24 protein-coding genes are annotated in these 22,332 nt (G+C 70.3%); 10 read left to right on the top strand and 14 right to left on the bottom strand.

Annotated features, from left to right (window positions below; genetic code table 11):
• Together HKK72_RS23870 and HKK72_RS23865 are read left to right on the top strand one after the other, a co-directional pair.
• Positions 1–1,230, top strand: a 1,230-nt coding sequence (locus HKK72_RS23870) for an alpha/beta hydrolase (protein ID WP_187236645.1), incomplete at its 5' end; no start/stop codon positions are given.
• 154 nt (positions 1,231–1,384) lie between these two features.
• The gene (locus HKK72_RS23865) at positions 1,385–2,227 is read left to right on the top strand and encodes a DUF4081 domain-containing GNAT family N-acetyltransferase (RefSeq protein ID WP_187236651.1); all 843 of its coding nucleotides are present in this window, start codon (positions 1,385–1,387) and stop codon (positions 2,225–2,227) included.
• A gap of 27 nt (positions 2,228–2,254) precedes the next feature.
• On the opposite strand, the gene HKK72_RS23860 is transcribed toward HKK72_RS23865, so the two are convergent.
• The 4 genes from HKK72_RS23860 to HKK72_RS23845 all read right to left on the bottom strand — a co-directional run bounded on the left by HKK72_RS23860 (position 2,255) and on the right by HKK72_RS23845 (position 6,384).
• Entirely contained in the window at positions 2,255–3,856 is a 1,602-nt protein-coding gene (locus HKK72_RS23860; protein WP_222721052.1) for an FAD-dependent oxidoreductase, read from the bottom strand.
• 8 nt (positions 3,857–3,864) lie between these two features.
• Positions 3,865–4,932, bottom strand: coding sequence for a LacI family DNA-binding transcriptional regulator (locus HKK72_RS23855; protein WP_222721051.1), 1,068 nt, complete (start codon positions 4,930–4,932; stop codon positions 3,865–3,867).
• A gap of 229 nt (positions 4,933–5,161) precedes the next feature.
• Positions 5,162–5,560: a DUF3037 domain-containing protein gene (locus tag HKK72_RS23850; RefSeq protein WP_315987410.1), complete on the bottom strand. Its 399-nt coding sequence runs from the start codon at positions 5,558–5,560 to the stop codon at positions 5,162–5,164.
• On the bottom strand, positions 5,557–6,384 hold the full coding sequence (locus HKK72_RS23845; RefSeq protein WP_187236643.1) for a HipA family kinase: 828 nt from the start codon (positions 6,382–6,384) through the stop codon (positions 5,557–5,559). The genes HKK72_RS23850 and HKK72_RS23845 overlap by 4 nt, the downstream gene beginning before the upstream one ends.
• A gap of 61 nt (positions 6,385–6,445) precedes the next feature.
• On the opposite strand from HKK72_RS23845, the gene HKK72_RS23840 reads away from it, so the two are divergent.
• Both HKK72_RS23840 and HKK72_RS23835 read left to right on the top strand, forming a co-directional pair.
• A complete protein-coding gene (locus HKK72_RS23840) occupies positions 6,446–7,117 on the top strand; it encodes a GntR family transcriptional regulator (protein WP_187236642.1) in 672 nt (223 codons plus the stop codon).
• A complete protein-coding gene (locus HKK72_RS23835; protein ID WP_187236641.1) occupies positions 7,114–8,145 on the top strand; it encodes a 1-aminocyclopropane-1-carboxylate deaminase in 1,032 nt (343 codons plus the stop codon). The genes HKK72_RS23840 and HKK72_RS23835 overlap by 4 nt, the downstream gene beginning before the upstream one ends.
• 25 nt (positions 8,146–8,170) lie before the next feature.
• Here the strand turns inward: HKK72_RS23835 and HKK72_RS23830 are convergent, their stop codons facing one another.
• Both HKK72_RS23830 and HKK72_RS23825 read right to left on the bottom strand, forming a co-directional pair.
• A complete protein-coding gene (locus HKK72_RS23830; RefSeq protein WP_187236648.1) occupies positions 8,171–8,365 on the bottom strand; it encodes a DUF397 domain-containing protein in 195 nt (64 codons plus the stop codon).
• 5 nt (positions 8,366–8,370) lie between these two features.
• Entirely contained in the window at positions 8,371–9,288 is a 918-nt protein-coding gene (locus HKK72_RS23825; protein WP_187236640.1) for a helix-turn-helix transcriptional regulator, read from the bottom strand.
• A 152-nt stretch (positions 9,289–9,440) separates the two neighbouring features.
• On the opposite strand from HKK72_RS23825, the gene HKK72_RS23820 reads away from it, so the two are divergent.
• From HKK72_RS23820 to HKK72_RS23805, 4 genes are all read left to right on the top strand, one after another.
• Positions 9,441–9,581, top strand: coding sequence for a hypothetical protein (locus tag HKK72_RS23820; protein WP_187236639.1), 141 nt, complete (start codon positions 9,441–9,443; stop codon positions 9,579–9,581).
• Entirely contained in the window at positions 9,581–10,048 is a 468-nt protein-coding gene (locus tag HKK72_RS23815; protein ID WP_187236638.1) for a hypothetical protein, read from the top strand. Before HKK72_RS23820 ends, HKK72_RS23815 begins: the two co-directional genes overlap by 1 nt.
• Positions 10,049–10,189: 141 nt before the next feature.
• A complete protein-coding gene (locus HKK72_RS23810; protein ID WP_410050334.1) occupies positions 10,190–10,384 on the top strand; it encodes a hypothetical protein in 195 nt (64 codons plus the stop codon).
• Positions 10,385–10,460: 76 nt separating this feature from the next.
• Entirely contained in the window at positions 10,461–11,132 is a 672-nt protein-coding gene (locus tag HKK72_RS23805; RefSeq protein WP_187236637.1) for a cyclase family protein, read from the top strand.
• 155 nt (positions 11,133–11,287) lie between these two features.
• Here HKK72_RS23805 and sigJ read toward each other — a convergent pair whose 3' ends face one another.
• Positions 11,288–12,250 carry an RNA polymerase sigma factor SigJ gene (gene sigJ / locus HKK72_RS23800; protein WP_261987118.1) on the bottom strand — a complete coding sequence of 321 codons (963 nt, stop codon included), beginning with the start codon at positions 12,248–12,250 and terminating at the stop codon, positions 11,288–11,290.
• Positions 12,251–12,367: 117 nt separating this feature from the next.
• On the opposite strand from sigJ, the gene wrbA reads away from it, so the two are divergent.
• Positions 12,368–12,976, top strand: a complete 609-nt coding sequence (gene wrbA, locus HKK72_RS23795; RefSeq protein WP_187236636.1) for an NAD(P)H:quinone oxidoreductase — start codon at positions 12,368–12,370, stop codon at positions 12,974–12,976.
• A 73-nt stretch (positions 12,977–13,049) separates the two neighbouring features.
• On the opposite strand, the gene HKK72_RS23790 is transcribed toward wrbA, so the two are convergent.
• Genes HKK72_RS23790 through HKK72_RS23780 form a run of 3 tightly spaced genes read right to left on the bottom strand, consistent with a single transcriptional unit; the run spans position 13,050 to position 16,055 of the window.
• Positions 13,050–13,928, bottom strand: coding sequence for a TIGR03619 family F420-dependent LLM class oxidoreductase (locus tag HKK72_RS23790; RefSeq protein ID WP_187236635.1), 879 nt, complete (start codon positions 13,926–13,928; stop codon positions 13,050–13,052).
• A gap of 57 nt (positions 13,929–13,985) precedes the next feature.
• Entirely contained in the window at positions 13,986–15,236 is a 1,251-nt protein-coding gene (locus HKK72_RS23785) for an LLM class flavin-dependent oxidoreductase (protein ID WP_187236634.1), read from the bottom strand.
• 15 nt (positions 15,237–15,251) lie between these two features.
• Positions 15,252–16,055: an alpha/beta fold hydrolase gene (locus HKK72_RS23780; protein WP_187236633.1), complete on the bottom strand. Its 804-nt coding sequence runs from the start codon at positions 16,053–16,055 to the stop codon at positions 15,252–15,254.
• Positions 16,056–16,169: 114 nt separating this feature from the next.
• Between HKK72_RS23780 and HKK72_RS23775 the strand changes: the two genes are divergently transcribed.
• Entirely contained in the window at positions 16,170–16,997 is an 828-nt protein-coding gene (locus tag HKK72_RS23775; protein ID WP_187236632.1) for an LLM class F420-dependent oxidoreductase, read from the top strand.
• A 40-nt stretch (positions 16,998–17,037) separates the two neighbouring features.
• On the opposite strand, the gene HKK72_RS23770 is transcribed toward HKK72_RS23775, so the two are convergent.
• The 4 genes from HKK72_RS23770 to fdhF form a co-directional block, all read right to left on the bottom strand.
• Positions 17,038–17,691 (bottom strand): DUF4870 domain-containing protein, encoded by a 654-nt coding sequence (locus tag HKK72_RS23770; protein ID WP_187236631.1) that lies wholly within the window; start codon positions 17,689–17,691, stop codon positions 17,038–17,040.
• A 178-nt stretch (positions 17,692–17,869) separates the two neighbouring features.
• On the bottom strand, positions 17,870–18,976 hold the full coding sequence (locus HKK72_RS23765; RefSeq protein WP_187236630.1) for an alcohol dehydrogenase catalytic domain-containing protein: 1,107 nt from the start codon (positions 18,974–18,976) through the stop codon (positions 17,870–17,872).
• A gap of 421 nt (positions 18,977–19,397) precedes the next feature.
• Positions 19,398–19,604, bottom strand: coding sequence for a formate dehydrogenase subunit delta (locus HKK72_RS23760; RefSeq protein WP_187236629.1), 207 nt, complete (start codon positions 19,602–19,604; stop codon positions 19,398–19,400).
• Positions 19,605–19,611: 7 nt separating this feature from the next.
• Positions 19,612–22,332, bottom strand: a 2,721-nt coding sequence (gene fdhF, locus HKK72_RS23755) for a formate dehydrogenase subunit alpha (RefSeq protein WP_187236628.1), incomplete at its 5' end; no start/stop codon positions are given.

The raw sequence follows: 22,332 nt of genomic DNA, 5'->3' as shown, positions 1-22,332 counted from the left end.
GCCGCGAAGTACGACATCATCGGGTTCGACCCGCGCGGTGTCGGCGCCAGCAGGCCCGCGCTGTCCTGCGATCCGCACTATGCCGACCCCGTCCGGCCCGACTACGTGCCGTCGTCGGCCAAGGACGAGCTCGCCTGGCTCAAGAAGTCGAAGGCGTACGCCGAGGCCTGTGGCAAGAAGTTCGGCTGGCTGCTGCCGCACCTGCGCACCACTGACGCCGCCCGCGACATCGACGGCATCCGCGCGGCGCTCGGCGTCAGCAAGATCAGCTACTACGGCTTCTCGTACGGCACCTACCTCGGCGCGACGTACTCGACCCTGTTCCCCAAGCGGGTCGACCGCATGGTGCTCGACGGCAACGTCGACGTACGGGACGTCTGGTACCAGGGGCAGCTCGAGCAGGACAAGGCGTTCGAGCGCAACATCAAGCTCTACTTCGCCTGGATCGCGAAGTACGACTCGGTCTACCACCTCGGCAAGACCGGCGCGGCCGTCGAGAAGGCCTACTACAAGCTCCTCGCCCAGGTGAAGAAGGCGCCGCTCTCCGGCCGGGTCGGACCGGTGGAACTCACCGACACGCTGCTGAACGCCGGCTATTCGACCGGCTGGTACGAGGTTCCGGCCGAGGCGCTCGCCGCGCAGATCAACGACGGCGACCCCAGCGGGCTCGTCTACCTCTACGACAACTACATCGCGTCGTCCGACGACAACGGCTTCGCGGTCTACCTCGGCGTGCAGGCGGTCGACGCGAAGTGGCCGCGCGACTGGCGCACGTGGCACCGGGACGCCGTCAAGCTCTACAACTCCGGTGTGAAGTTCGAGACCTGGGGCAACGTCTGGTTCAACGCCCCGATCGCGTACTGGCCGGTCAAGGGCGGCCCCGCCCTGAAGATCGACGGTAGAGGCATGCCGACGGCGCTGCTCGTCCAGTCCACCCTGGACGGGGCCACGCCGTACCCCGGTGGCGAGCAGATGCACAAGCTGCTGCCGTCCCGCCTGATCGCCGAGGTCGGCGGCAAGACCCACGCCAACACGCTGAACGGCAACGCCTGCCTCGACGACAGGGTCAACGCCTACCTGTCCACCGGAGCCCTTCCGGCGGACCGGCCCGGCAACGGCCCGGACGTCTCCTGTGCGGCGCTGCCGGACCCGGACCCGACCGCAGTGCAGGCCAAGACCAAGTCCGCGGGCGGCACGCCCCGCGCCGAGGTGGTCTTCGGCCGCCCGTGATCGGGGAATAGCCGGCTTTAGGTCATAGCCGATGAAGGGCCCTCGTCGATTTCGACGAGGGCCCTTCGCCATACCGGTGAACCCGATTCGGGCATTGGGTCCTACTCTGGTAGCCGTGGCGTCGATGACATCCAGGGACGGGTGGACCATGCGCATGCTGAATGCGTTGCCGGTACGGGTGCTCGACGATCGGTACCGCGACGAGGTTCTCGATCTGCTCGACTCGGCCCCCGTCTCGAACGTGTTCGTCAGCTCCCGGGTGCATGCGGTCGGGCTCGACCCGGGCCGCCTCGGCGCGCAGATGTGGGGCTACTCGCACGACGGCCGGCTGACCTCGCTGTGCTACTCCGGCGCCAATCTCATCCCGATCGCCGCCACCTCCGACGCCGTACGGGCTTTCGGCGAGCGGGCGCGGTCACAGGGCCGCCGGTGCTCCTCGATCGTCGGCCCGGTCGAGGCGGTCACCGAGCTGTGGGGAATCCTCGCGGCCTACTGGGGGCCGCCGCGTGCCGTCCGTGCCACCCAGCCGGTGATGGCCACCTCCACGCCGCCGCTGATCGCGCCCGATCCGGCCGTCAGGCGGGTCCGGATGGAGGAGTTCGACGTCATCTACCCGGCCTGCGTGGCCATGTTCACCGAGGAGGTCGGCGTCTCGCCGCACTCGGGCGACGGCGGCGTGCTCTACCGGGCCCGCGTGGCCGAGCTGATCAGGGCCGGCCGGTCGTTCGCCCGGATCGAGGACGGTCGCGTGCTGTTCAAGGCCGAGATCGGCGCGGTGACGCCGCACGCCTGCCAGGTGCAGGGCGTCTGGGTCGACCCGGACCTGCGCGGCCGTGGCCTGTCGGTGCGCGGCATGGCCGCGCTGGTGCGCGCGTCGCTCCGCGAGATCGCCCCGACCGTCACGCTGTACGTCAACGACTACAACACCCGGGCGCGGGCCGCCTACCAGCGCGTCGGCTTCACCGACGTCGACACCTTCATGTCCGTGCTCTTCTGACGCCGGCCCCGACTCAGTAGCTGGAGCTCAGTAGCCGGCGATCCGCGGCCAGTGCAGCTCGACGCCGGATCGGGTGAGCCCGCCCTGGAACTCCGACAGCAGTTCCTCCTTCTCGCGGACCGCGTGCGGGGCCACGTCCTTCTCCAGGCAGAACGCGGCCAGGGCGCCCGCGGCCTCGCCGATGTTCCACTCGATGGGGTGCAGGCGGTAGGCGCCGTTGCTGATGTGCGTGGTGCCGATGTTCTTGTTCGCCGCGATGAGGTTGTCCATGCGCTGCGGGATGAGTGCGCCGAGCGGGATCTCGAACGGCGAGCACCCAACATCGAGGTAGTTGTCGCCACCGGTCGACGGGTGCAGGTCGATGCGGTACATCCCGATACCGACCGAATCCGCGTAGCGCACCGCGCCCTTGCCGTCGCGCACCGCGAGCGAGAGATCCTGCTCTGGCACGGTGTAAAGGGCCCTGATCCGGCGGGACTCCCGGATGTAGGGAGCCTGCGCCAGCCCGTCCGCACCGCCCGTCACGTCGCCGCGCAGGCGCAGCCCGGGGAACCCGGTGCCGCCGTCCGGGCGCGGAGCCTCGGTCTGCATCCAGTAGAGCACCGACCGCGACAGATCGCGGGCGGCCGCCACGTGCCTGTCGGCGTCCGGCACGTCGATGATCGAACCGTCCAGGTAATCGATCATGGGCCAGTTCACCAGCGTGATGTCGCTCGGGTAGGCGCCGTCCTCGAAGTTGCGCCGCGCCGCGATCCGCCGGAACGTCCAGAGGTTCATGTCGCCACCGGGCCGTTGCTGATCGGCGAGGACCTCCAGCGGGTCGTCGCCCGGGTTCGGCGTGAAGGACCGCTCGATGGGCTCTCCGGTGCGCGGCGTCGGGCATCGCCAGGACAGCAGGCGGTCGCCCCAGAACTCCGGCTGGTACTCGCGCCAGTACTCATAGCTCGCCGGCCTCGCGATGGTGTGGTCCCCGTCGACATGGTCGAGCGCGAAGCACACCGAGATGGCCTGCATGTTCTGCGGCTGGGCCTGCCGCGGCGCGCTGGGCTCGCCGGTCTCGGCCTGGGACTCGAAGCCCGTCACATACTCGGTGCCGGTCAGCGGCAGGAGCTCCCCGGTCTCGGTGGCGTCCAGCACGTACGGCGCATGCGCCATGATCTCGGTTCCGTCATCGCGGTGCGCCAGCACCACGGCGGTCACCCGATCGCCGTCGGTGGACGCGCGGACCGGCCGGTACGGCTGGAGCACGCGCAGGCGCCCGGACCCGCGGTAGCGGGCGAGCATGGAGTCGATGACGGCGACCGCCACCCGGGGCTCATGGCAGAGCCGGCTCACCCAGCCCGCGCCCGGGTTCAGCTCACGCCACGACCGAGACCTCGGGGTCAGCGGGTAGAAGGCCCGGTAGTAGTCCCGGATCCCCTCCCGGAGTGCCCGGTAGCTCCCCGTGACACCGAACTGCTCGACCCAGGTGTGCTCGTCCGGTGGGACGGCCTGGCTGGTCAGCTGCCCGCCCAGCCAGTCGTACTCCTCGGTCAGCACGACGGAGGAGCCGGCCTTGAGCGCCGCCAGCGCCGCGGCGACACCGCCCAGGCCGCCGCCTACGATCAGGACGTCAGTGTGCATTTCCATACGGAAACTCAGTCCTCCTTGCTCGTGTGACGGATGGTGCCGAGGGTGTCTCCGGCGACGAGCTCGCAGGGCAGCAGTTCCTGTGGCGCGCCATGGCCCCGCTCCAGCAGCCCGGTCAGCAGTTCGACGGACCTGTGGCCCATCTCCCGCCGTGGGATGCGCAGGCCGGCGAACTCGACGTCCAGGCCGGCGGAGGCCGGCGGGACACCGAGGGAGACGATCGACAGGTCGCCGGGCACGGCCAGGCCGCGAGCGCGTGCCGCCCGCAGAATCGGCGAGGCCACGGACGGGTCTTCCGTGAAGACCGCGGTCAGCCGCCGTTCGGCCAGTTCGTCGAGGAGCCGGCCGGCGCCCTCTTCCGGACCGGCGCCCTCCTCCGGGAAGGTCAGGCAGGTGCCCTCCGCCCCGATGGCGGTGACGGCGTCATGGAACCCGCGCAGCCGGTCGGCCTGGGACTCGGCCTCCGCGCCCAGCCGGACGTAGCCGAGCCGCCGATGGCCGTGCGCGGTGGCCCGCTCGACGAGCCCGCGCACCGCGGTGGGATAGTCGGCGCCCACGTACGGAACCGGACCTCCGGCGTCGTCGCGTCGGCCCACCGATACGAACGGGATGCCCTCGGCCAGCAACCGCGCCAGGTCGTCCCGGTCGACGGAGCGCCCGAGCAGCAGGCAGCCGTCGGCCAGCCGCACGCGGCCGCCCGCGCCGAAGATGCGCCGGCCGCCGCCGGCCGCGGCGCTCGCGCCGGTGAAGAGCAGCAGGTCACAGCCGATCTCCTCGGCGCACTCCTCGATGCCGAGCAGGAACGGGTGGTAGAAGTCCGCGCTGGTGCTGGGAAAGACGGCCTCATAGGTGAACACGCCGAGGATCCGGTTCCGCCGCTCCGCCAGCCGGCGGGCGACGGGGTCGGCGACGTATCCGGTCTCTTTGATCACCCGCAGCACGCGCTCGCGCGTGTCCCGGGCGATCCGCACGTTGGCGTCGGCCCGATCATTGAGCACCAGTGACACCGTGGCCTGGCTGACGCCGGCCAGGCGGGCGATGTCCCGCTGGGTCAGCCGGCGATGAGAAGCGGTCACGGTGCGTGGTTTTCCTGTCCGATGGGGATGCGTATCGGCGGTAAAGCGGCGGCAAGCCGCTCCTCTTCCCGGGGCCACGAGAGGCCCCTCAAGGAAGATCGCTTTTAAAGAAACCCCCATGATAATACGCATTAGCAAGCTGACACAAATCAGGCGGGCACGGTCGGGTACACAGGAGGTAGATCAGGTGGTGTGCCACTCGGTCGCCTGACCGGACCGCGATGCCGGGTCAGCGGACCAGGACGTCCAGTAGCCGGTCGAGTTCGGCGGCCGGATCGCCCGTGAGCCCCGCGTGCACCGGGCCCGGCTGCACGATCGTGCTGCGCGGTGCGGTGAGCCAGCGGAACCGGCGGCCGGGGGGCTCTTTCGCCGCCTGGCCGGCCTTCTCGCCGCCGCAGCAGATCAGGTCGATGGCCCGCAGCGCCGTGCGCACGCCGTCGAGGTCGAGGTTCGGGTCGAGGGCCAGCAGCCGTTGTTCATCGAGATGGGTCCGGCAGCCGAGGAAGTTTTTGACCTGGCAGTAGACCAGCACGCCGACGTTGACCGCCTCGCCGCGTTCGATGCTCGGGACGACTCTCAGCACCGCGTACTCGTACACGGCGCCGACGTCGCCCTTCGGCTCGCTCACGCCGCGCCACCGCCGAGCCACTCGGGCCGGCCCGTGCGCGACGACGGCGTACGACCGTTGGCGGGGGTGTCGCCGATGCCCGGCAGCCACGCGCGCGGAGCGGCGGCCCTGGCCAGCAGCTGCTCGACGTAGGCGTCCCTGACGGCCTGGGCGTCGGCGAACCCCGGCTCACCGTCCAGCCAGCGCTCGGGGACCAGCTCGACCACCTCGCGCAGCAGCTCCTCGGTCATTCGCGGGGCCAGCTCGGCGTCGGCCTCGGGCAGCCGGGTGGCGAACCGCGTGAGCACGTGGTCGTCGAGGTCGTAGGGGCGGGTGATGAGCTTGCCCGCGTTGGCCCAGGCGTGGTGGAAGTACAGGCTGGCGCCGTGGTCGATGAGCCAGACGTCGCCGTGCCAGACCAGCATGTTCGGGTTGCGCCAGCTGCGGTCGACGTTGGCGATGAACGCGTCGAACCACACGACGCGGCTGGCCCATCCGGCCTCGGCCGTCCAGCCCAGCGGGTCGTAGCCGAGCGATCCGGGCAGGAAGTCGACCCCGAGGTTCCAGCCCGTGCTCGCCTTGAGCAGCCCCTGGACCTCCTCGTCGGGCTCGTGTCGGCCGATCACCGGATCGAGGTCGACGATGGCCTGGTCGGGCACCCGGAAGCCGAGCCGCCGCGCCAGCTCGCCGGCGATGATCTCGGCGATGAGGGCCTTGCGGCCCTGCCCGGCGCCGGTGAACTTCATGACGTACGTACCGAGGTCGTCGGCCTCCACCACGCCGGGCAGAGAGCCGCCCTCACGCAGCGGCGTCACGTACCGGGTGGCGGTCACAAAAGGAAGCACGCGGTCACGGTACCGGCTGAGCGGTTGACACACGTTCCAATTTCGATATCCAATATATTGCATGCCACCTGAACCGCTAAGGCGCGTGGACCGCTCGTTGCTGCGGGACGAGGCGTACGTCCTGCTGCGGGACGCCATCGTCGCGGGCGACCTGGCGCCCGGTGAGATCATCCGCGACGTCGAACTCGCCGAGCGCGTGGGCCTGTCGCGCACGCCGGTGCGTGAGGCGCTGGCCAGGCTGACGGACGAGGGACTGGTCGAGGCGAAGCCGCACAGCTGGACGCGCGTTACCCCGCTCGTGGTGCGCGACGTGCGCGACGCCCACGTCGTCGTGTGCGCCATGCACGAGCTCGCGGTGCGCGAGGCGGTCCCGGTGATGTCCGAGGCGGACGTCGAGCGGATGCGCGAGGCCAACGCGGCGTTCGCCGCCGCGCTCGACGCGGGAGACGTCGCCGGGGCGCTCGCGGCCGATGACGCCCTCCACCACGTTCCGGTCGCCGCGACGGGCAACAGGGCGCTCGCCGCGACGATCGAGCGTCATCTGCCGATCATCCGGCGGCTGGAGCGGTTGCGCTTCGCGTCCCTGCCCGGCCGCCGGTTGATCGCCATGCACGACCGGCTCATCGACGCCTGTGCCGCCGACGACGTGCCGGCGGCGGTCGCGTTGACCCGCGAGAACTGGACGACGCTCGGCGAACTGCTCGAGCGGGACGGCGAGACGGCGAGCACATGACCACCGGAGACCTGACGACGAACCTCGACTCCTTCCCCCGGGAGCCGTTGCTGCTCGGCCCCTCACCCGTCCACCCCCTCCCGAGGCTCACCGAGCACCTCGGCGGCGCCGTGCGGCTGTGGGCCAAGCGCGAGGACTGCAACTCCGGGCTCGCCTACGGCGGCAACAAGACGCGCAAGCTGGAGTACCTCGTCGCGGACGCCCTCGCCCAGGGCTGCGACACGCTCGTGTCGATCGGCGGGGTGCAGTCGAACCACACCCGTCAGGTGGCCGCGACCGCCGCACGGCTCGGACTGAGGTGCGTGCTCGTGCAGGAGAGCTGGGTCGACTGGCCCGATCCCGTCTACGACCAGGTCGGCAACATCCTGCTGTCCCGGCTCCTCGGCGCCGAGGTGCGCCTCGTCGAGGCGAGGTTCGGGATCGGGATCAAGGAGAGCTGGGAGCGGGCCCTGCGCGACGTCGAGGAGGCGGGCGGCCGGCCGTACGCCATCCCGGCCGGCGCCTCCGACCATCCGCTCGGCGGGCTCGGCTTCGCCGGGTGGGCGCGCGAGGTCGCCGAACAGGAGCATGAGCTCGGCGTCTTCTTCGACACCGTCATCGTGTGCTCGGTGACGGGCAGCACTCAAGCGGGGATGATCGCGGGTTTCGCGCTGGACGGCCGCCCGCGGCGCGTCATCGGCATCGACGCCTCGGCCAGGCCCCGCGAGACGTGGGAACAGATCGCCCGGATCGCCCGTGACACCGCGGCGCGAATCGGTCTCGGCCGCGATCTGACCGACGACGAGATCGTGCTCGACGAGCGCTACCACGCCGGGGTCTACGGTGTGCCCGACGAGAGCACGCTGGAGGCGATGCGGCTCGTCGCCGGGCTGGAAGGCATGATCACCGACCCGGTGTACGAGGGGAAGTCGATGGCCGGGCTCGTCGGCCTCGTCGCCGGCGGCGAGATCGAGCCCGGCTCGAACGTGCTCTACGCCCACCTCGGCGGTCAGCCCGCCCTCGACGGCTACCGCACCCTCTTCACGTGATCCGGTGCCCCTTCTCGGGGTGAGCTCAGGTCAGGTCGTGTTCGCTCGCCTTGACGCGGCGGACGAAGGACCGCCAGCCGGCGGCGTCGAGGATCAGCTTGGCGCCGTCGGGGTTCTTGGAGTCCCGCACGGCGATCGCAGGGTCGAGGCTTGCGACCTCCACGCAGTCGCCGCCGTCTCCTCCACTGCGACGGCTCTTGCGCCATTGGACGGCCGACATGTCCCTCACAGGTCCTCCATCGCTGCCTCGATCAGGCGCCGTGACTCCGCAACGGGGAGCGCGTGGCCGCGTAGCGACTCATACTGTACGACACAGTCAGCGACCGCACGCGGTTCGTGGATCAAATTTCCCTGCCCAGCGGCCTCGGCATATGCCACATCGGGTGAGTCATCGAATCCGAGGAGGGTGAAGCTGGCCGACAGCGCTCCTACATAGTGATCGGTCGTGTCGTGCGGCAGAACCTGGATCATGGTGTGGGGGTGCTCGCCGGTGTCCAACAGGTGGCGGAGTTGTTCGCGCATGACTTCGGGTCCGCCGACCGACCGGCGAATGACCCCTTCATCGATCGTGAGCCACACGCGCGGAGGGCGGTCGCGAGTGAGGATCTCTCTGCGCTCCATGCGGATGGCCAGCGCCCGCTCGAACGCGTCGGGCGCCAGGAACGAGGTCAGCACCGCGCGGGCGTAGTCCTCGGTCTGGAAGAGGCCCGTGATCAGCAGGGCCTCGAATTTGCGGATGGTCGTCGCCTGTTTCTCAAGTTCCGCGTACCTGCGGAATCCCGGCGGTGCCGCAGGACGCCGTCCGGCGCTTTCGATCTCCTCCCACATGCGCTGGAAGGTGCGCGCCGGGATCTCGAAGAAGGTGTCGAGATCGATCGCCGACTCCTTGGAGGGCTTCTTGCCGGTCTCTAACTTCTCGATCCACTGCGGTGAGCAGCCGAGCGACTCGGCGAGCTGCGCGCGCGACAGCCCCGCCTCTTCGCGGTGCGCACGCAGCACGGTGCCGAAGGCCCTGACCAGGGGGTCGCGGGTGTATTCGCGTGCGTCATCAGACATGGGGGCGTCCTGGGGTGTCGCGTCCGGATCATGGTGGTCGTACAGGTGCGCGGTGGGTGTGGCCGGTATGTGGCTGAGCGTAGTCATCTATGTGATCCTGGTCACGACGTTCCGGCAGACACCCCCACGCGAGGCCCTTGATGGACATGTGCGCGTCCCCTGACGATCAAGATCTCTCCCGGCTCCGTGCCGATCATCCCGGCCATCGCATCTGGCGGTCGGTCCGATCCGATGGGCGGTTGGGGGACTGGGTCGCCAGCCTGCACGATCCGGTGGCGGGCATCGATCCGACGGTCATCCGCTCCACCCCGGACGAGCTGCGCGAGGCACTCGCCGAGGAACGGACCCGGGCCGCCGCGAAGCGTCATGAGACCCGGTGATGGCGTACCGCTGGGAGCCGCCGTCACCGGCCGAGGCCGTACCGCCCCCTCGTCAGGGTGCGGCCTCGCAGGGGAAGGCCGAGGCGGTGCGGCAGGTGCGCATACCCCCGAGCGCGCCGGACGTACCGCCTCGGGCGGTCAGGTGGCGGGCATACCGTTACCTCGACCGGCTCGCCCGTGAGCTGGGGCGCGCCGGCTGGTCGAGCGTCGCGCGGTACGAGGAGTCGCCGCCGTCGCTGCGGGTGTTCGCCGCGCCGGTGCCGTGCGTCGGCGAGACCGTGACCGTCGTGGCGGGCCCGGGGAAGGTGTGGTGGTTCCGCTCGTCTCTCGGACATCGGATCGCGCCGTGCTCCGATGTGGCCGGTGCCGCCTGGGAGATCGCCGTCTTGTTGACGCCGTGGGTCGCCGCCGCGCTCACCCGCGACGGCAGGGGGCGCCATGACGTACGGCGGAGCGATGCCACCTGAGCCGAGCGTGGCACCGGACGTCCCACCGGACGTCGCGCGGGCCGCGGCGCCGACCGGCACGTCGTCCTCGATCAGATTCGTTCGAGGACGAAAACGGACACCGCCCTGAGGCGGCAGCCCTTCCTCACGGCACCTGACGCCATGGAGCGGTTCATCACCGAACAGGTACGACGCGCGCAACAGGCCGGAGACATGTCCAAGGCGACCGACCCCCACCTGGAAGCCATCGCCCTGCTCACGATGTCAGCCGGACTGGGCACCAGCGTGCTACTGGGGCAACGAAGCGCCGACGAGGCGCTGACAGTGATACGCCACAGCCTGGACCGATTCGGCTGACGTCCTCGCACGCCACTTCCAGCACCGTCCGGTCGCCGGCGGATCCTGAAGCGCGCTGGGGGCATACCGTTGCGGTGTGGAGGAACTGGTCGATCTGTCGGTGCCCATCGCGTCGGGAATGCCGGTCTACCCCGGTGACCCCGAGGTGTCGCTGGAGCCCGCGCTGACGATCGCCGGGTCGGAGGTCAACGTGCTCAGGCTCCACATGGGCTCGCAGTCGGGTACCCATGTCGACGCGCCGTACCACGTTGACGACGCCCTGCCGAGGCTGGACGAGCTGCCGCTCGGGCGGTTCACAGGCCCGGCGGTGGTGGCCGACGTGCGCGGGCTCGCACCTCGCGCGCCCATCGGTGCCCGTTTCCTCGAAGGGGTCGCGGATCGGCTGCGGCCCGGGGCGGTCCTGCTGTTCGCCACCGGCTGGTCGGCGCACTGGGGGAGCGCGGGCTACCTGGAGCACCCCTGGCTGGAGCCGGGCGCCGCCGAGGCCGTCGTCGCGGCCGGGGTCCGTACGGTCGGCATCGACGCGCTCAGCGTCGACCGCACCCCGGGGGACGGGGAGGAGTTCTCGCTCGCCGCCCACCGCGTGCTGTGCGGTGCCGGGGCCGTCATCGCCGAGAACCTGACCGGCCTCGACCGGCTGCTCGACGCGCAGGCGTCGGGCCTGCCGATCGAGGTCTCGCTGTTCCCGCTCCGGCTGGCGGGCGCCGACGGCGCACCGGTACGGGCCGTCGCCCGCGTCGGCGGCTGAGCGCACCCTTCCGGCGTCGCACCCTGGCGGATGAGCGCGCGGACGGTGACGAACGCGGCGGCCAGGTAGAGGTGGAAGTCGCCGCCGTGCCCGTTGCGTTCGAAGCCCGTTTGCGTTCGAAGCAGTGGGCGGATCCGATGGTACGAAGGCGCGTGTCAGCCTGTCGTCCAAGGGCGGAGCTTGTCGGGGTTGAGTACCGCCCAGATGTGCTTGATCCGGTCGCCTGCGACGTCGAACGCCATCACCGACACGGTGACGCCGTCCAGTTGAGCCACCAGGCCGGGCCGGCCGTTGACCGTGCACTCCAGGATCGTCACGTCGGGTGCCGCACTGGCCCGATCGGCGAAGAAACGCGCGATCTGCTCGGCGCCTTCGACCGGGCGGAGCGCGGCTGTGACGAGTCCGCCGCCGTCGCCGGTCGCCATGGCGTCGGGGTCGAGGAGGCCGATGAGGGCGTCGATGTCCTTGGCCTCCCATGCCTGCTTGAAGGCTCTGACGGCTGCGGCGTGCTGGTCTGCGGGGGTCGCTGGAGCCTGCGATGTGCGGATGCGGCGGCGGGCTGAGGAGGCCAGCTGGCGGCATGCCGCCGGCGTACGGCCGACGATCTCGGCCACTTCGGCGAAGGGGTAGCGGAAGACGTCGTGCAGGATGAACGCGACGCGCTCGGCCGGGGTCATCGATTCGAGCACGATGAGGAAGGCCATGTTGATCGACTCGTCGAGGGTGACCCGGTCGGCCGGGTCGGCCGTGCTGCCGCCCGGCCGCCCGCTGATCCACTCGGTGCGGTCGGGCAGCGGCTCCGGGATCCACTCGCCCACGTACCGCTCGCGCCTGGCCCGTGCCGAGCCGAGCAGGTCGAGGCAGATGCGACTGGCGACCTTCGTCAGCCAGCCGCCGGGGGATTCGATGGCTTCCCGCTGCTGTCGGGACATGGCGTACCAGCGGGCGTAGGTCTCTTGTACGACATCCTCGGCATCGGCCAGGGAGCCGAGGAGCCGGTACCCGAGATTGATCAGCTGGCGCCGCTCGCTCATGATCGCGCTCAGGCCCGGATCAAGTCGGCCGTCTCCTGGTCCGGATCGGGTGGTCATGGTGTCGCCGACCTTCCTTCGTCGCATCCGCCCTCGACAGATCGACGAGACAGCGCACCGAACTGTGAGGCCGGCGAGTCCCTCACATTCCGGGGGGTCGCGTCGTCGTACTGCTGAACCGAACGCGAAGGAAGGAAACCGATCATGGAACCCGTGAACGTCGCGATCATTTATTACAGTGCCACAGGCACCGTGCACGCCTTGGCGCAGGCCGCCGCCGAGGGCGCGGAAAAGGCCGGCGCATACGTGCGACTGCGTAAGGTCGCCGAATCGGCCCCACCGGAGGCGATCAGCGCCAAGCCGGCCTGGGCCGGGCATCTCCAGGACACCGCCGACGTCGCCGAGGCCGGCCTCGACGACCTGGACTGGGCCGACGCGGTGCTGTTCGGTACCCCCACCCGCTTCGGCAACCCGGCCAGCCAGCTCAGGGCGTTCATCGAGACCACCAGTGGCCTGTGGTTTCACGGCAAGCTCGCGGACAAGGTGTACTCGGCCTTCACCGCCTCCAACACCGCCCACGGCGGACAGGAATCCACCCTCCTGGCGCTCGGGAACACCTTCTACCACTGGGGCGGCATCATCGTGCCCCCCGGCTACACCGACCCCGTCCAGTTCCAGTCCGGCAACCCGTACGGCACCTCCCACGTGGCCGGCGACGGCCCACCCAGTGAGGTGACCTTGCAGGCGGCCCGCCACCAGGCTCGCCGGGTCGTCGACACCACCGCCGTACTCAAGGCCGGCCGCGCCGCCTGATCCAGGCACGGAACACCACCGGGGCTGGTACGGCACATCACGCCGGCTCCGGCGACCATCGACCGGCGGCCGCCTACATCTCGCCGATGACCTCGGCCGCGAAGCGCTCCATCGTGGCGAGCTTCAGGTCGAGGCCCTCGTACCGCCGTCGCTCCTCGTCGGTGGCGAGCCACCACGGGGCGGCCATGGTGCCGTGGACGCCCCGGTCCGCCCATTTCCGGTACAGATCGGCGCTGGGCATCGCCCCGATCGGCGCGATCACCTTCAAGTCGTCCAGGGTGCGTCCCTCCTCGGCGAGGAACCCCGACAGGCGGTCGAGAAGCTCGGCGAGCGCGTCCTCACGGTAGATGCGGTTGCCGATCCAGCCGTCGCCGACGCGGGCCGCCCTGCGCAGAGCCGCGTCGCTGTCCCCGCCGATGTACACCGGCACCGGACGGGCCGGCACCGGGGCGATGCTGAGCGGGCCGAAGTCGTAGGCGGCGCCGTGGTGCTCGACCGTTCCGCCCTTCCACAGCTCCTGCAGGGCCGGGATCATCTCGTCCAGCCGCCTGCCCCTGGTACGGAAGTCCTGGCCGGTCTGGCGGAACTCGTCCTCGCACCAGCCGACGCCGACCCCGAAGATCGTGCGGTCGCGCGACAGCACGGCCGCCGTCGACACCGCCTTCGCCACGGTGAACAGGTCGCGCGCCGGGGCGACATAGACGTTGGTCGCGAACCGCACCCGCCGGGTGACGGCCGCCATGGCCCCGATCGTGACCCACACGTCCGGCCAGTGCGTCCCGGGCTTGTACGGCGGCGCGCCGGTCGCCGAGTACGGATAGGACGCCTGGTAGTCGGTGTAGAAAATGTGATCCGACACCGCGACGACGTCGTAGCCGAGCCGCTCCGCCGCCTCGGCCAGCGGACCGAACTCGTGCGTCTCGACGAACGCCGCTCCGAGCCAGAACTCCACTCCGCGCCTCCCGGTCGTGATCTGCAGTCGCTCGCGGGGCCGGAGCCCCCTGATCGCTCAGTCCTGGAACTCGGGGATGACCTTGGTGGCGAACAGCTCCAGGTTGCGCTTCACGGTGTCGAGCGGCAGCACGCCCTGCTGGCCCTGCATGAACAGGCCGAACCACTCCAGGTCGGGCATCCGGTCGAGCATCCGCTGGATCCCGCGCTTGACGTCGTCGGGACCGCCGAGAAGCGCCATCTCGACCTCGTTCATGCGCTTGAAGTCGCCCTTCTCCGGGCTGATCGGCTGGTGCTTGTCGTCTTCCTTCTGGCGCAGGACCTCGAGGTAGCCGAACGGTCCGAAGAAGGCGGCGAAGTCCTTCTGCATGCCCTTGCCGTACGTCGCGATGGCCTCCTCGCGGCTGTCGGCCATGCCGATGATCTTGAGGATGCCGGTGTGCTCACCGAGCTTGTAGTCGCGGCCCTGCCTGGCCGCCTCCTCCTGATAGAGCTTGGCCTTGGCGGCGTGCTCGTCCGGGTTCGGAGTGAACATCCACGGCAGGATGTCCTCCTGCGCGGCGCGGATCACCGACCGGTCCGAGATGGTGAAGGGCTGCCACAGCTCGGGGTGGGGGTCCTGGTACGGCTTGGGGCAGACCGAGACGGCCCGCAGGATGCCCTGTTCGTCGATCTCACCCGGGGCACCGAAGGTCCTGGTCCACTCGGCCGCCGGCCAGCCCTCGATGCCCTCGTGGGGATAGGGCACCTCGTAGTCGATGACCTCGCTCTTGTACTTCAGCGTGTCCTGCGTCCACGCCAGCTTCATGATGTGCAGGATCTCGCCGAACACGTCGAAGTTGCGGGTGTCGGTCTGTGACCCGTCCGAGCGGGCGGCGGCCGCCTGCCAGCGCTGGCCGAGCACGTTGGCCCAGCGGCTCTGGTAGCCGCGGGCCACCCCGAGCCGGAGCCGTCCCTTGCAGAACTGGTCGAGCAGAGCCACGTCCTCGGCCGCCCGGATCGGGTCCCACGCGGGGAGCACCAGGCCGAGCGGCGCGAGCAGGATTCGCTCGGTGCGCGCCGCGAGATCGGTGAGGAACATCAGCGGGTTCACCGAGAACTCGAAGCCCTCCGAGTGGAAGTGGTGCTCGGTCATCATCAGGGCGTCGAAACCGATCTGGTCGGCGTGCACCGCGATCTCACGTACCTCGTGCAGCAGCTTCTGGTAGGACTCCACGTCCCGGCCGATGGGCCGCTTCGCCTTGGCGTTCTCCTCGGCGCTGAAGCCGGACCCGGGGATCTGCGGGTTGAGGAAGATCGAAAATTTCACTGCGGGCTTCTCCTTTTAGCGGAGCGTCGTGAGCCAGTTCTTGACGACGAGCAGGAACTCCGCCGGTCGTTCTTCGTGCAGCCGGTGGCCGGCCCCGGGCCAGCTCAGGGCCGTGGACGCGGGATGCTTGAACAGACCGGCCTCCCAGACGGCCGACGCGGACTGCGCCGCGGACCAGCAGGACAACACGGGGCACTCACGCCGGGCCAGGTACTCGTCGGCGGCGGGGCGAACACAGAACTGGTCGGCCCCGGAGAACATGCCCGCGAACGCCTGGGCGAGAGCGTGCGGTGGCGTCGCGAGAATCTTGCGGGCGTGCGAGGTCCGGATGAAGGGCGGTGTCACCGGCGTGTAGCACCACGCGTCGTTGGCGAGAGCGGTCGCGTACGCGTCCGCCCGCAACCCCTCGATCATGGCCGGGAAGGCGGCGGCGACGTCGGGGGTCTGGCCGTACCCCGGATCCACGCAGACCAGCGCCCGCACCCGCTGCGGGTGCTCGACCGCCAGGGCGCTCACCACCACCGCGCCCATGGAGTGGCCGAAGGCGATCACGCGCTCGACGCCGATCCGGTCCAGTAGCCGGACCAGGTCATCGGCGAGCTCGCGCGGGCGGTAGCCGGACTCGGGCGCCGAGGAGCCGCCGTGGCCGCGGAGGTCGGGCGCGATCACCCGCCGGTCCGCCGCGAGGTCGGCGATATGCCAGTCCCAGTCGTGCGAGTCGGCGCCGAAGCCGTGCACCAGCAGCACCGGGGGGCCCGCCGCGCCGGCGTGGTCGTCGGTGTAGAAGAGCCGGACGTCTCCCAGGTCGGCGAACGGCATGCGGCCCCTCTCTCGATACCGAACAAGCGCACGCTACAGCAGAATAGATATACCGAGCAATCGCTTGGTCGATAGCCTTGATCGTAGGCGTCACCGGAGGACGGGAGCTCGCGCATGCGGCTGGGGATCACGATGTTCGCGACGGACCATGCGATGCCGCCGCATCTGCTGGCGCGCGAGGCGGAGGCGCGCGGATTCAGCTCGCTGTACCTGCCCGAGCACACCCACATCCCGACCGCCCGTACGACGCCGCCGCCGACGGGGCAGGACACGCTGCCCGAGGAGTACGCCCGTACGCCCGATCCGCTCATAGCACTCGCCGGGGCGGCCGTGGTGACCGGGCGCATCACGCTCGGCACCGGGGTCTGCCTGCTCGCGCAGCGGGAGCCGATCGTCACCGCCAAGGCGATCGCGACGCTCGACCGGATGTCCGGCGGCCGGTTCGTGCTCGGTGTGGGTTACGGCTGGAATGTGGAGGAGGCCGCCGACCACGGGGTCCCGTGGCGCCTTCGGCGGGCCGTCGTGCGCGAGCACGTCCTGGCGATGCGCGAGCTGTGGTCGCGCGAGGAGGCGTCCTTCGAGGGGGAGTTCGCCCGCTTCGAGCCGAGTTGGTCGTGGCCCAAGCCGGTCGGCCGGGTACCGGTCCTGGTCGGCGGCGGCGCCGGGCCGACGCTCTTCGCGCACATCGCCGAGTACGGGGACGGATGGATGCCCATCGGGGGAGCCGGCGTCCGGCAGGCGCTCCCGCGGCTGCGTGAGGCATGCGAGGCCGTGGGCCGCGACCCCGTCCCGGTGATCCCCTTCGGCACCGTGCCGACGTCCCGCAAGCTCGACCACTACGCCTCGCTCGGCATCGAGGAGGTCGTGCTGCGGGTGCCCGCCGGCGACCGGGACGACGTGCTGCCCGTCCTCGACCGCTACACCGAGAGCTACCTGTCCTAGCGGGTAGCCGCTGAGCGGTCCCGATGGTCTCGGCCGTCGGCTAGCGGATCATCCGCCAGCAGGTCCAGGTCGGGAAGGAGTACATCTCGCCCTGGCTCGCCCTGATGGTCCCGAGGATGATGAACACGTACTGGGCGATCGCGTGGAACAGGACCACCGGTACGCAGATCAGGAACCACAGCGGCTCGGACGTCACGACGACGATCGGGATCGCGATGGCCAGCGAGATGAGCATCTGCAGCAGCACAGTGATCGAGTAGTTCAGGGACTGAGCGGCGTGGTGCCGGATGAACGCCGACTGGCTCCGCTTCGCGAAGTAGATGACCAGCGGCGCGACGACGCCGGCAATGATCATGCCGATGTAGCAGAACAGCGCCCAGGTCGTGTCGTCGCCGACCGCCTGGGTGCGGGGCTGTCCGGGGTTTCCCGGCGGTCCGTACCCCCACTGGCCGTCATAGGGCCCCTGCCTGTGGGAACCCGGCGGACCGTACGGTGCGCCCTGGCCGGGCGAGCCCGGCTGCCCGTATGGTGCTTGGGGCGGCGGCCCGCCCTGCGGCCGTCCATAGCCGGGCGGGGGCGCGCCCTCGGGCTGCCCGTAGAGCGATCCGTGCGGCGGGGGCTGCGCGTCGGCGGAAGACCGATCCTCCTCCGGCGACTCGGAGGGTGATCGTTCGTCGTCGGTCGGCTGTGACATGGGGCTTCCTCTGGTGCGGTGCGGGGGGAGTCGGCTGTGCGGCGGGGTGCGGTCTCGGAAGACCTCGGCGATCAATGAATCTACCGTCCCCACGGCACTTGGGTCAGCCTGGCGCCGGAGGCCGGTATCCGACGGACCTGCGGCTTGCCCCGGCACGCGCCGCCGGCGGCCTGGCGCTTCAGCCGAAGACGATGACGGACCGGGCGACGGCACCGGAGCGGACGTGCTCCACGGCCTCGTTGACGCTCTCCAGGGACACACGTTCGCTGACCAGGCCCTCGAGGTTCAGCCGCCCTCGGCGGTAGAGGTCGACGAGCAACGGCAGGTCACGCGCGGGCACGGCGTCGCCGCCCTGCGTGCCCATGAGCCGCCGCGATCCGAAGAGGGTCTGCGGGGACACGCTGATCGTCTGCCCGGCCGGCGGGCTCCCCACCATGACCGTGGTGCCGCCGGGCTGCGTCGCGTTGAAGGCCCGCGTGAGCACGTCGGCGTTGCCCGTGACGTCGAAGGCGTAGTCGGTGCCACCCCGGACGATCTCGCCGACCTGCGCGGCCAGGTCTCCGGCGAGGAGCGTGTGCGTGGCGCCGAACTCCTCGGCCGTCTTCAGCTTGGCGTCCATGACGTCGGCGGCGATGATCGTCGTCGCGCCGGCCAGCACCGCGCCCTGGATCACGTTGAGCCCGACGCCACCGCAGCCGACCACGAGCACGCTGGAGCCGGGCTCGACCCGGGCGGTGTTGAGGACGGCGCCGACGCCGGTGACGACGCCGCAGGCGGTCAGCGCCAGCAGGTCCAGGGGGAGCTCCCGGCCGACCTTGACGCAGCTCGCCTGACCGACGACGGCGTACTCCGCGAACGACCCGATACCGATCATTGGCCGGGCGGGCGTGCCGCCGACCGTCAGCCGGGTGGTGCCGTCACCCATCAGCCCCATGATCGCGCTCATCCGGGCGCGCCCGCTGCACAGGTGCACCCGGCCGCGCGAGCAGTTGCGGCACCGGCCGCACGGCCCGTTCATCGCAATGATCACATGGTCGCCGGCACGGACCGAGGTGACGCCCGGACCGGTGGCCGCGACGACCCCGGCGCTCTCGTGGCCGAGGATGAAGGGCAGTTCCCGCACGGCCGGGCTCTTGCCGTCGAGCGCCTTGAGGTCGGAACCGCAGATCCCGGAGGCGGCCACCTTGACCAGTACCTCGCCCTCTCGAGGGTCCGCCACCTCAACCTCGGCGATCTCCATGGGGGCACCGAACTCACGCAGTACCGCCGCACGCATCGTCGTCATGGTCCGGGCTCCGTCCCTCGTACACGTGCGCGGTCCCGGGTGCTCCTCCCGGGTGGCGCCGTCCCGTGACCGCGCCGCCGTCGTGCCGTCACGCTAACACCAAGCATTTGCTTGGTCGAGATCTTCCCGGTCGTGCCAGGTCCTCGGCCAGGCTCAGGAAGAGCCCCAACCGCGAAGCGCACCCCCACCCGCAGGCCGCCCCTCTCCGCCGTGATCATGCAGTTGTGCGCATGTCCGCGTGCGGTGCGGGCCTCCGGTGTGATCGGGGGTGTGCGTAATTGCATGATCACGGCGGATGAGGGGTCCTCCCGAAGGTGCGCTCCTTGCTGGGGGGCGCCTCTTCCCGCCGTGATCATGCAGTTGTTCGCGCGTTCGGGTGTTCGCTTACGGTGCGAGCGGTCTGTGCCGCGGCTCGATGGCGCTATCGCTGCAGCAGCCGTACGGCGGCGAGCACCAGCGGGTCGGTGACGGCGCCGGCCTCCACCTGCGCCGACAGCCCGGCCCGCATCCGCGGGTCCCAGAAGCTGCGGATGTGCCTCGCGATGGCCTCGGCCGCCTCATCGGGCGGCCGATGCCGGAACTGTGCCGCGATCTCGGTCGCCAGCCGGATCTGGGGGTCCGTGGTCATCGACACCTCAGTCGCTCAGGGTCTGCAGGTCGCGTGACCGCGCCCCGGCGGTTCGCTCGGCGGCCGGCTGTTTGAGCCCGACCTGGACGGCGGTCACCTTGTACTCGGGACAGTTCGTCGCCCAGTCCGAGTTCTCGGTGGTCACCACGTTGGCGCCGGTCACCGGGTGATGGAAGGTCGTGTAGACCACCCCCACGGGCATGCGGTCCACGATGCGCGCCCGCAACGTGGTCTCGCCCACCCGGCTGGCCAGGCTCACCATGTCGCCGTCGTCGATCCCGCGCACCTCCGCGTCGTGCGGGTGGATCTCCAGCAGGTCCTCGGGATGCCAGACGACGTTGGCGGTGCGCCGGGTCTGCGCGCCGACGTTGTACTGCGACAGGATGCGGCCGGTCGTGAGGATCAGCGGGAACTTCCGGGTGCTGCGCTCCTCGGTCGGCACGAAGGTCGTCTGCACGAACTGGCCCATGCCCCGGACGAACTGGCCGACGTGCATGATCGGCGTGCCCTCGGGAGCGTTCTCGTTGCAGGGCCACTGCACGCTGCCGAGCTTGTCGAGCTTATCGAAGGAGACGCCTGCGAAGGTGGGCGTCGTGGCGGCGATCTCTTCCATGATCTCGCGCGGGTGGTCGTAGTGCATGTCGTAGCCCATCGCCTGGGCGACCTCGCACACGATCTGCCACTCGTGCTTGCCGGTCTTGGGCGCCATGACGGGCCGCACCCGGTTGATCCGGCGCTCGGCGTTGGTGAACGTGCCGTCCTTCTCCAGGAAGGACGTGCCGGGGAGCAGGACGTGCGCGAACTTGGCCGTCTCGTTGAGGAACAGGTCCTGTACGACGACCAGCTCGAGAGCCTCCAAGGCCGCGGTGACGTGCTTGGTGTTCGGGTCCGACTGCGCGATGTCCTCGCCCTGCACGTACAGGGCGCGGAAGGAGCCGTCGATCGCCGCGTCGAACATGTTGGGGATCCGCAGGCCTGGCTCGGCCAGGATGGGGCTGCCCCACACGTTCTCGAACACCGTGCGCACGGCGTCGTCGGACACGTGCCGGTAGCCGGGCAGCTCGTGCGGGAACGACCCCATGTCACAGGAGCCCTGCACGTTGTTCTGACCGCGCAGAGGGTTGACGCCCACTCCCTCACGGCCGATGTTGCCGGTCACCATGGCCAGGTTGGCCATGCCCATGACCATCGTGGAGCCCTGGCTGTGCTCGGTGACGCCCAGGCCGTAGTAGATGGCACCGTTGGGCGCGGAGGCGTACAGCCGTGCCGCGGCGCGCAGCTCGGCGGCGGGCACACCGGTGATCGGCTCGACCGCCTCGGGGCTGTTCTCCGGGCGGGAGATGAACTCGGCCCAGTCGTCGAAGCCCTCGCAGCGCTCGGTCACGAAGGCCAGGTCGGCGAGGCCCTCGGTCACCGCCACGTGGGCCAGCGCGTTGACGATCGCGACGTTGCTGCCCGGCGCGAGCTGCAGGTGATGGGCGGCCTCGATGTGCGGCGAGCGCACCAGGTCGATTCGGCGCGGGTCGATGACGATGAGCTGAGCGCCCTCGCGCAGCCGCCGTTTCATCCGGGAGGCGAAGACCGGGTGGCCGTCGGTCGGATTGGCCCCGATGATCATGATGACGTCGGCCTTGGCCACGGACCGGAAGTCCTGGGTGCCGGCCGAGGTGCCGAACGTCTGCTTCAGCCCGTAGCCCGTGGGCGAGTGGCACACCCGGGCGCAGGTGTCGACGTTGTTGTTGCCGAACACCGCCCGCACCATCTTCTGGACGACGTAGACCTCCTCGTTGGTGCACCGCGAGGAGGTGATGGCGCCGATCGAGCCCACGCCGTGCCGCGTCTGGATGTCGCGCAGCCGTGAGCCGACGAACCCGATGGCCTCGTCCCACTCCACCTCACGCCAGGGGTCGGTGATCCGCTCGCGGACCATCGGCTTCATCACCCGGTCCGGATGGGTCGCGTAGCCGAAGGCGAACCGCCCCTTCACACAGGAGTGCCCCTCGTTGGCCCCGCCGTCCTTGTACGGGACCATCCGGACGACCTGATCGCCGCGCAGCTCGGCCTTGAACGAGCAGCCGACCCCACAGTAGGCGCACGTGGTGATCACGCTGCGGCTCGGCATGCCCAGGTCGACCACCGAGCGCTCCTGGAGCGTCGCGGTCGGGCAGGCCTGGACGCACGCGCCGCAGGAGACGCAGTCGGACTCCATGAACGAGCCGCCGGCGCCGGGGGAGACCTTGGACTCGAAGCCCCGGCCCTCGATGGTGAGCGCGAACGTACCCTGCACCTCGTCGCACGCCCGCACGCAGCGGGAGCACACGATGCACTTCGACGCGTCGAAGTCGAAGTAGGGGTTGCTGGTGTCCTTCGGCGCGTCCAGGTGGTTCTCGCCCTCGTACCCGTAACGCACCTCGCGCAGCCCGACGGTGCCCGACATGTCCTGCAGCTCGCAGTCGCCGTTCGCCGAGCAGGTGAGGCAGTCGAGCGGGTGGTCGGAGATGTACAGCTCCATCACGCCCTGGCGGAGCTTCTCCAGTTTCGGGGTCTGCGTGCTGACCCGCATGCCCTCGGTGACGGGCGTGGTGCACGAGGCCGGGGTCCCCTTGCGCCCGTCGATCTCCACCAGGCAGAGCCGGCAGGAGCCGAAGGACTCGAGGGTGTCGGTGGCGCAGAGCTTGGGGATGTCGATACCGCTCAGCGCGGCGGCCCGCATGATGGAGGTGCCCTC

The sequence above is a fragment of the Actinomadura sp. HBU206391 genome (assembly GCF_014323665.1).
Classification (GTDB): domain Bacteria; phylum Actinomycetota; class Actinomycetes; order Streptosporangiales; family Streptosporangiaceae; genus Actinomadura_C.
Note: the sequence above shows the minus strand (reverse complement) of the source record. Positions and strands in the feature narration are given on the sequence as shown.

Excerpts from the sequence above, each read along its gene's own strand:
- HKK72_RS23825 (WP_187236640.1), bottom strand. The coding sequence starts at position 9,288 with ATGACTACGCTCAGCCACATACCGGCCACACCCACCGCGCACCTGTAC.
- HKK72_RS23830 (WP_187236648.1), bottom strand. The coding sequence starts at position 8,365 with ATGTCGGCCGTCCAATGGCGCAAGAGCCGTCGCAGTGGAGGAGACGGC.
- HKK72_RS23840 (WP_187236642.1), top strand. The coding sequence starts at position 6,446 with ATGCCACCTGAACCGCTAAGGCGCGTGGACCGCTCGTTGCTGCGGGAC.
- HKK72_RS23810 (WP_410050334.1), top strand. The coding sequence starts at position 10,190 with ATGGAGCGGTTCATCACCGAACAGGTACGACGCGCGCAACAGGCCGGA.
- HKK72_RS23815 (WP_187236638.1), top strand. The coding sequence starts at position 9,581 with ATGGCGTACCGCTGGGAGCCGCCGTCACCGGCCGAGGCCGTACCGCCC.
- HKK72_RS23860 (WP_222721052.1), bottom strand. The coding sequence starts at position 3,856 with ATGGAAATGCACACTGACGTCCTGATCGTAGGCGGCGGCCTGGGCGGT.
- HKK72_RS23775 (WP_187236632.1), top strand. The coding sequence starts at position 16,170 with ATGCGGCTGGGGATCACGATGTTCGCGACGGACCATGCGATGCCGCCG.
- HKK72_RS23835 (WP_187236641.1), top strand. The coding sequence starts at position 7,114 with ATGACCACCGGAGACCTGACGACGAACCTCGACTCCTTCCCCCGGGAG.
- HKK72_RS23780 (WP_187236633.1), bottom strand. The coding sequence starts at position 16,055 with ATGCCGTTCGCCGACCTGGGAGACGTCCGGCTCTTCTACACCGACGAC.
- HKK72_RS23760 (WP_187236629.1), bottom strand. The coding sequence starts at position 19,604 with ATGACCACGGACCCCCAGATCCGGCTGGCGACCGAGATCGCGGCACAG.
- HKK72_RS23770 (WP_187236631.1), bottom strand. The coding sequence starts at position 17,691 with ATGTCACAGCCGACCGACGACGAACGATCACCCTCCGAGTCGCCGGAG.
- HKK72_RS23865 (WP_187236651.1), top strand. The coding sequence starts at position 1,385 with ATGCTGAATGCGTTGCCGGTACGGGTGCTCGACGATCGGTACCGCGAC.
- HKK72_RS23765 (WP_187236630.1), bottom strand. The coding sequence starts at position 18,976 with ATGACGACGATGCGTGCGGCGGTACTGCGTGAGTTCGGTGCCCCCATG.
- wrbA (WP_187236636.1), top strand. The coding sequence starts at position 12,368 with ATGGAACCCGTGAACGTCGCGATCATTTATTACAGTGCCACAGGCACC.
- sigJ (WP_261987118.1), bottom strand. The coding sequence starts at position 12,250 with ATGCGACGAAGGAAGGTCGGCGACACCATGACCACCCGATCCGGACCA.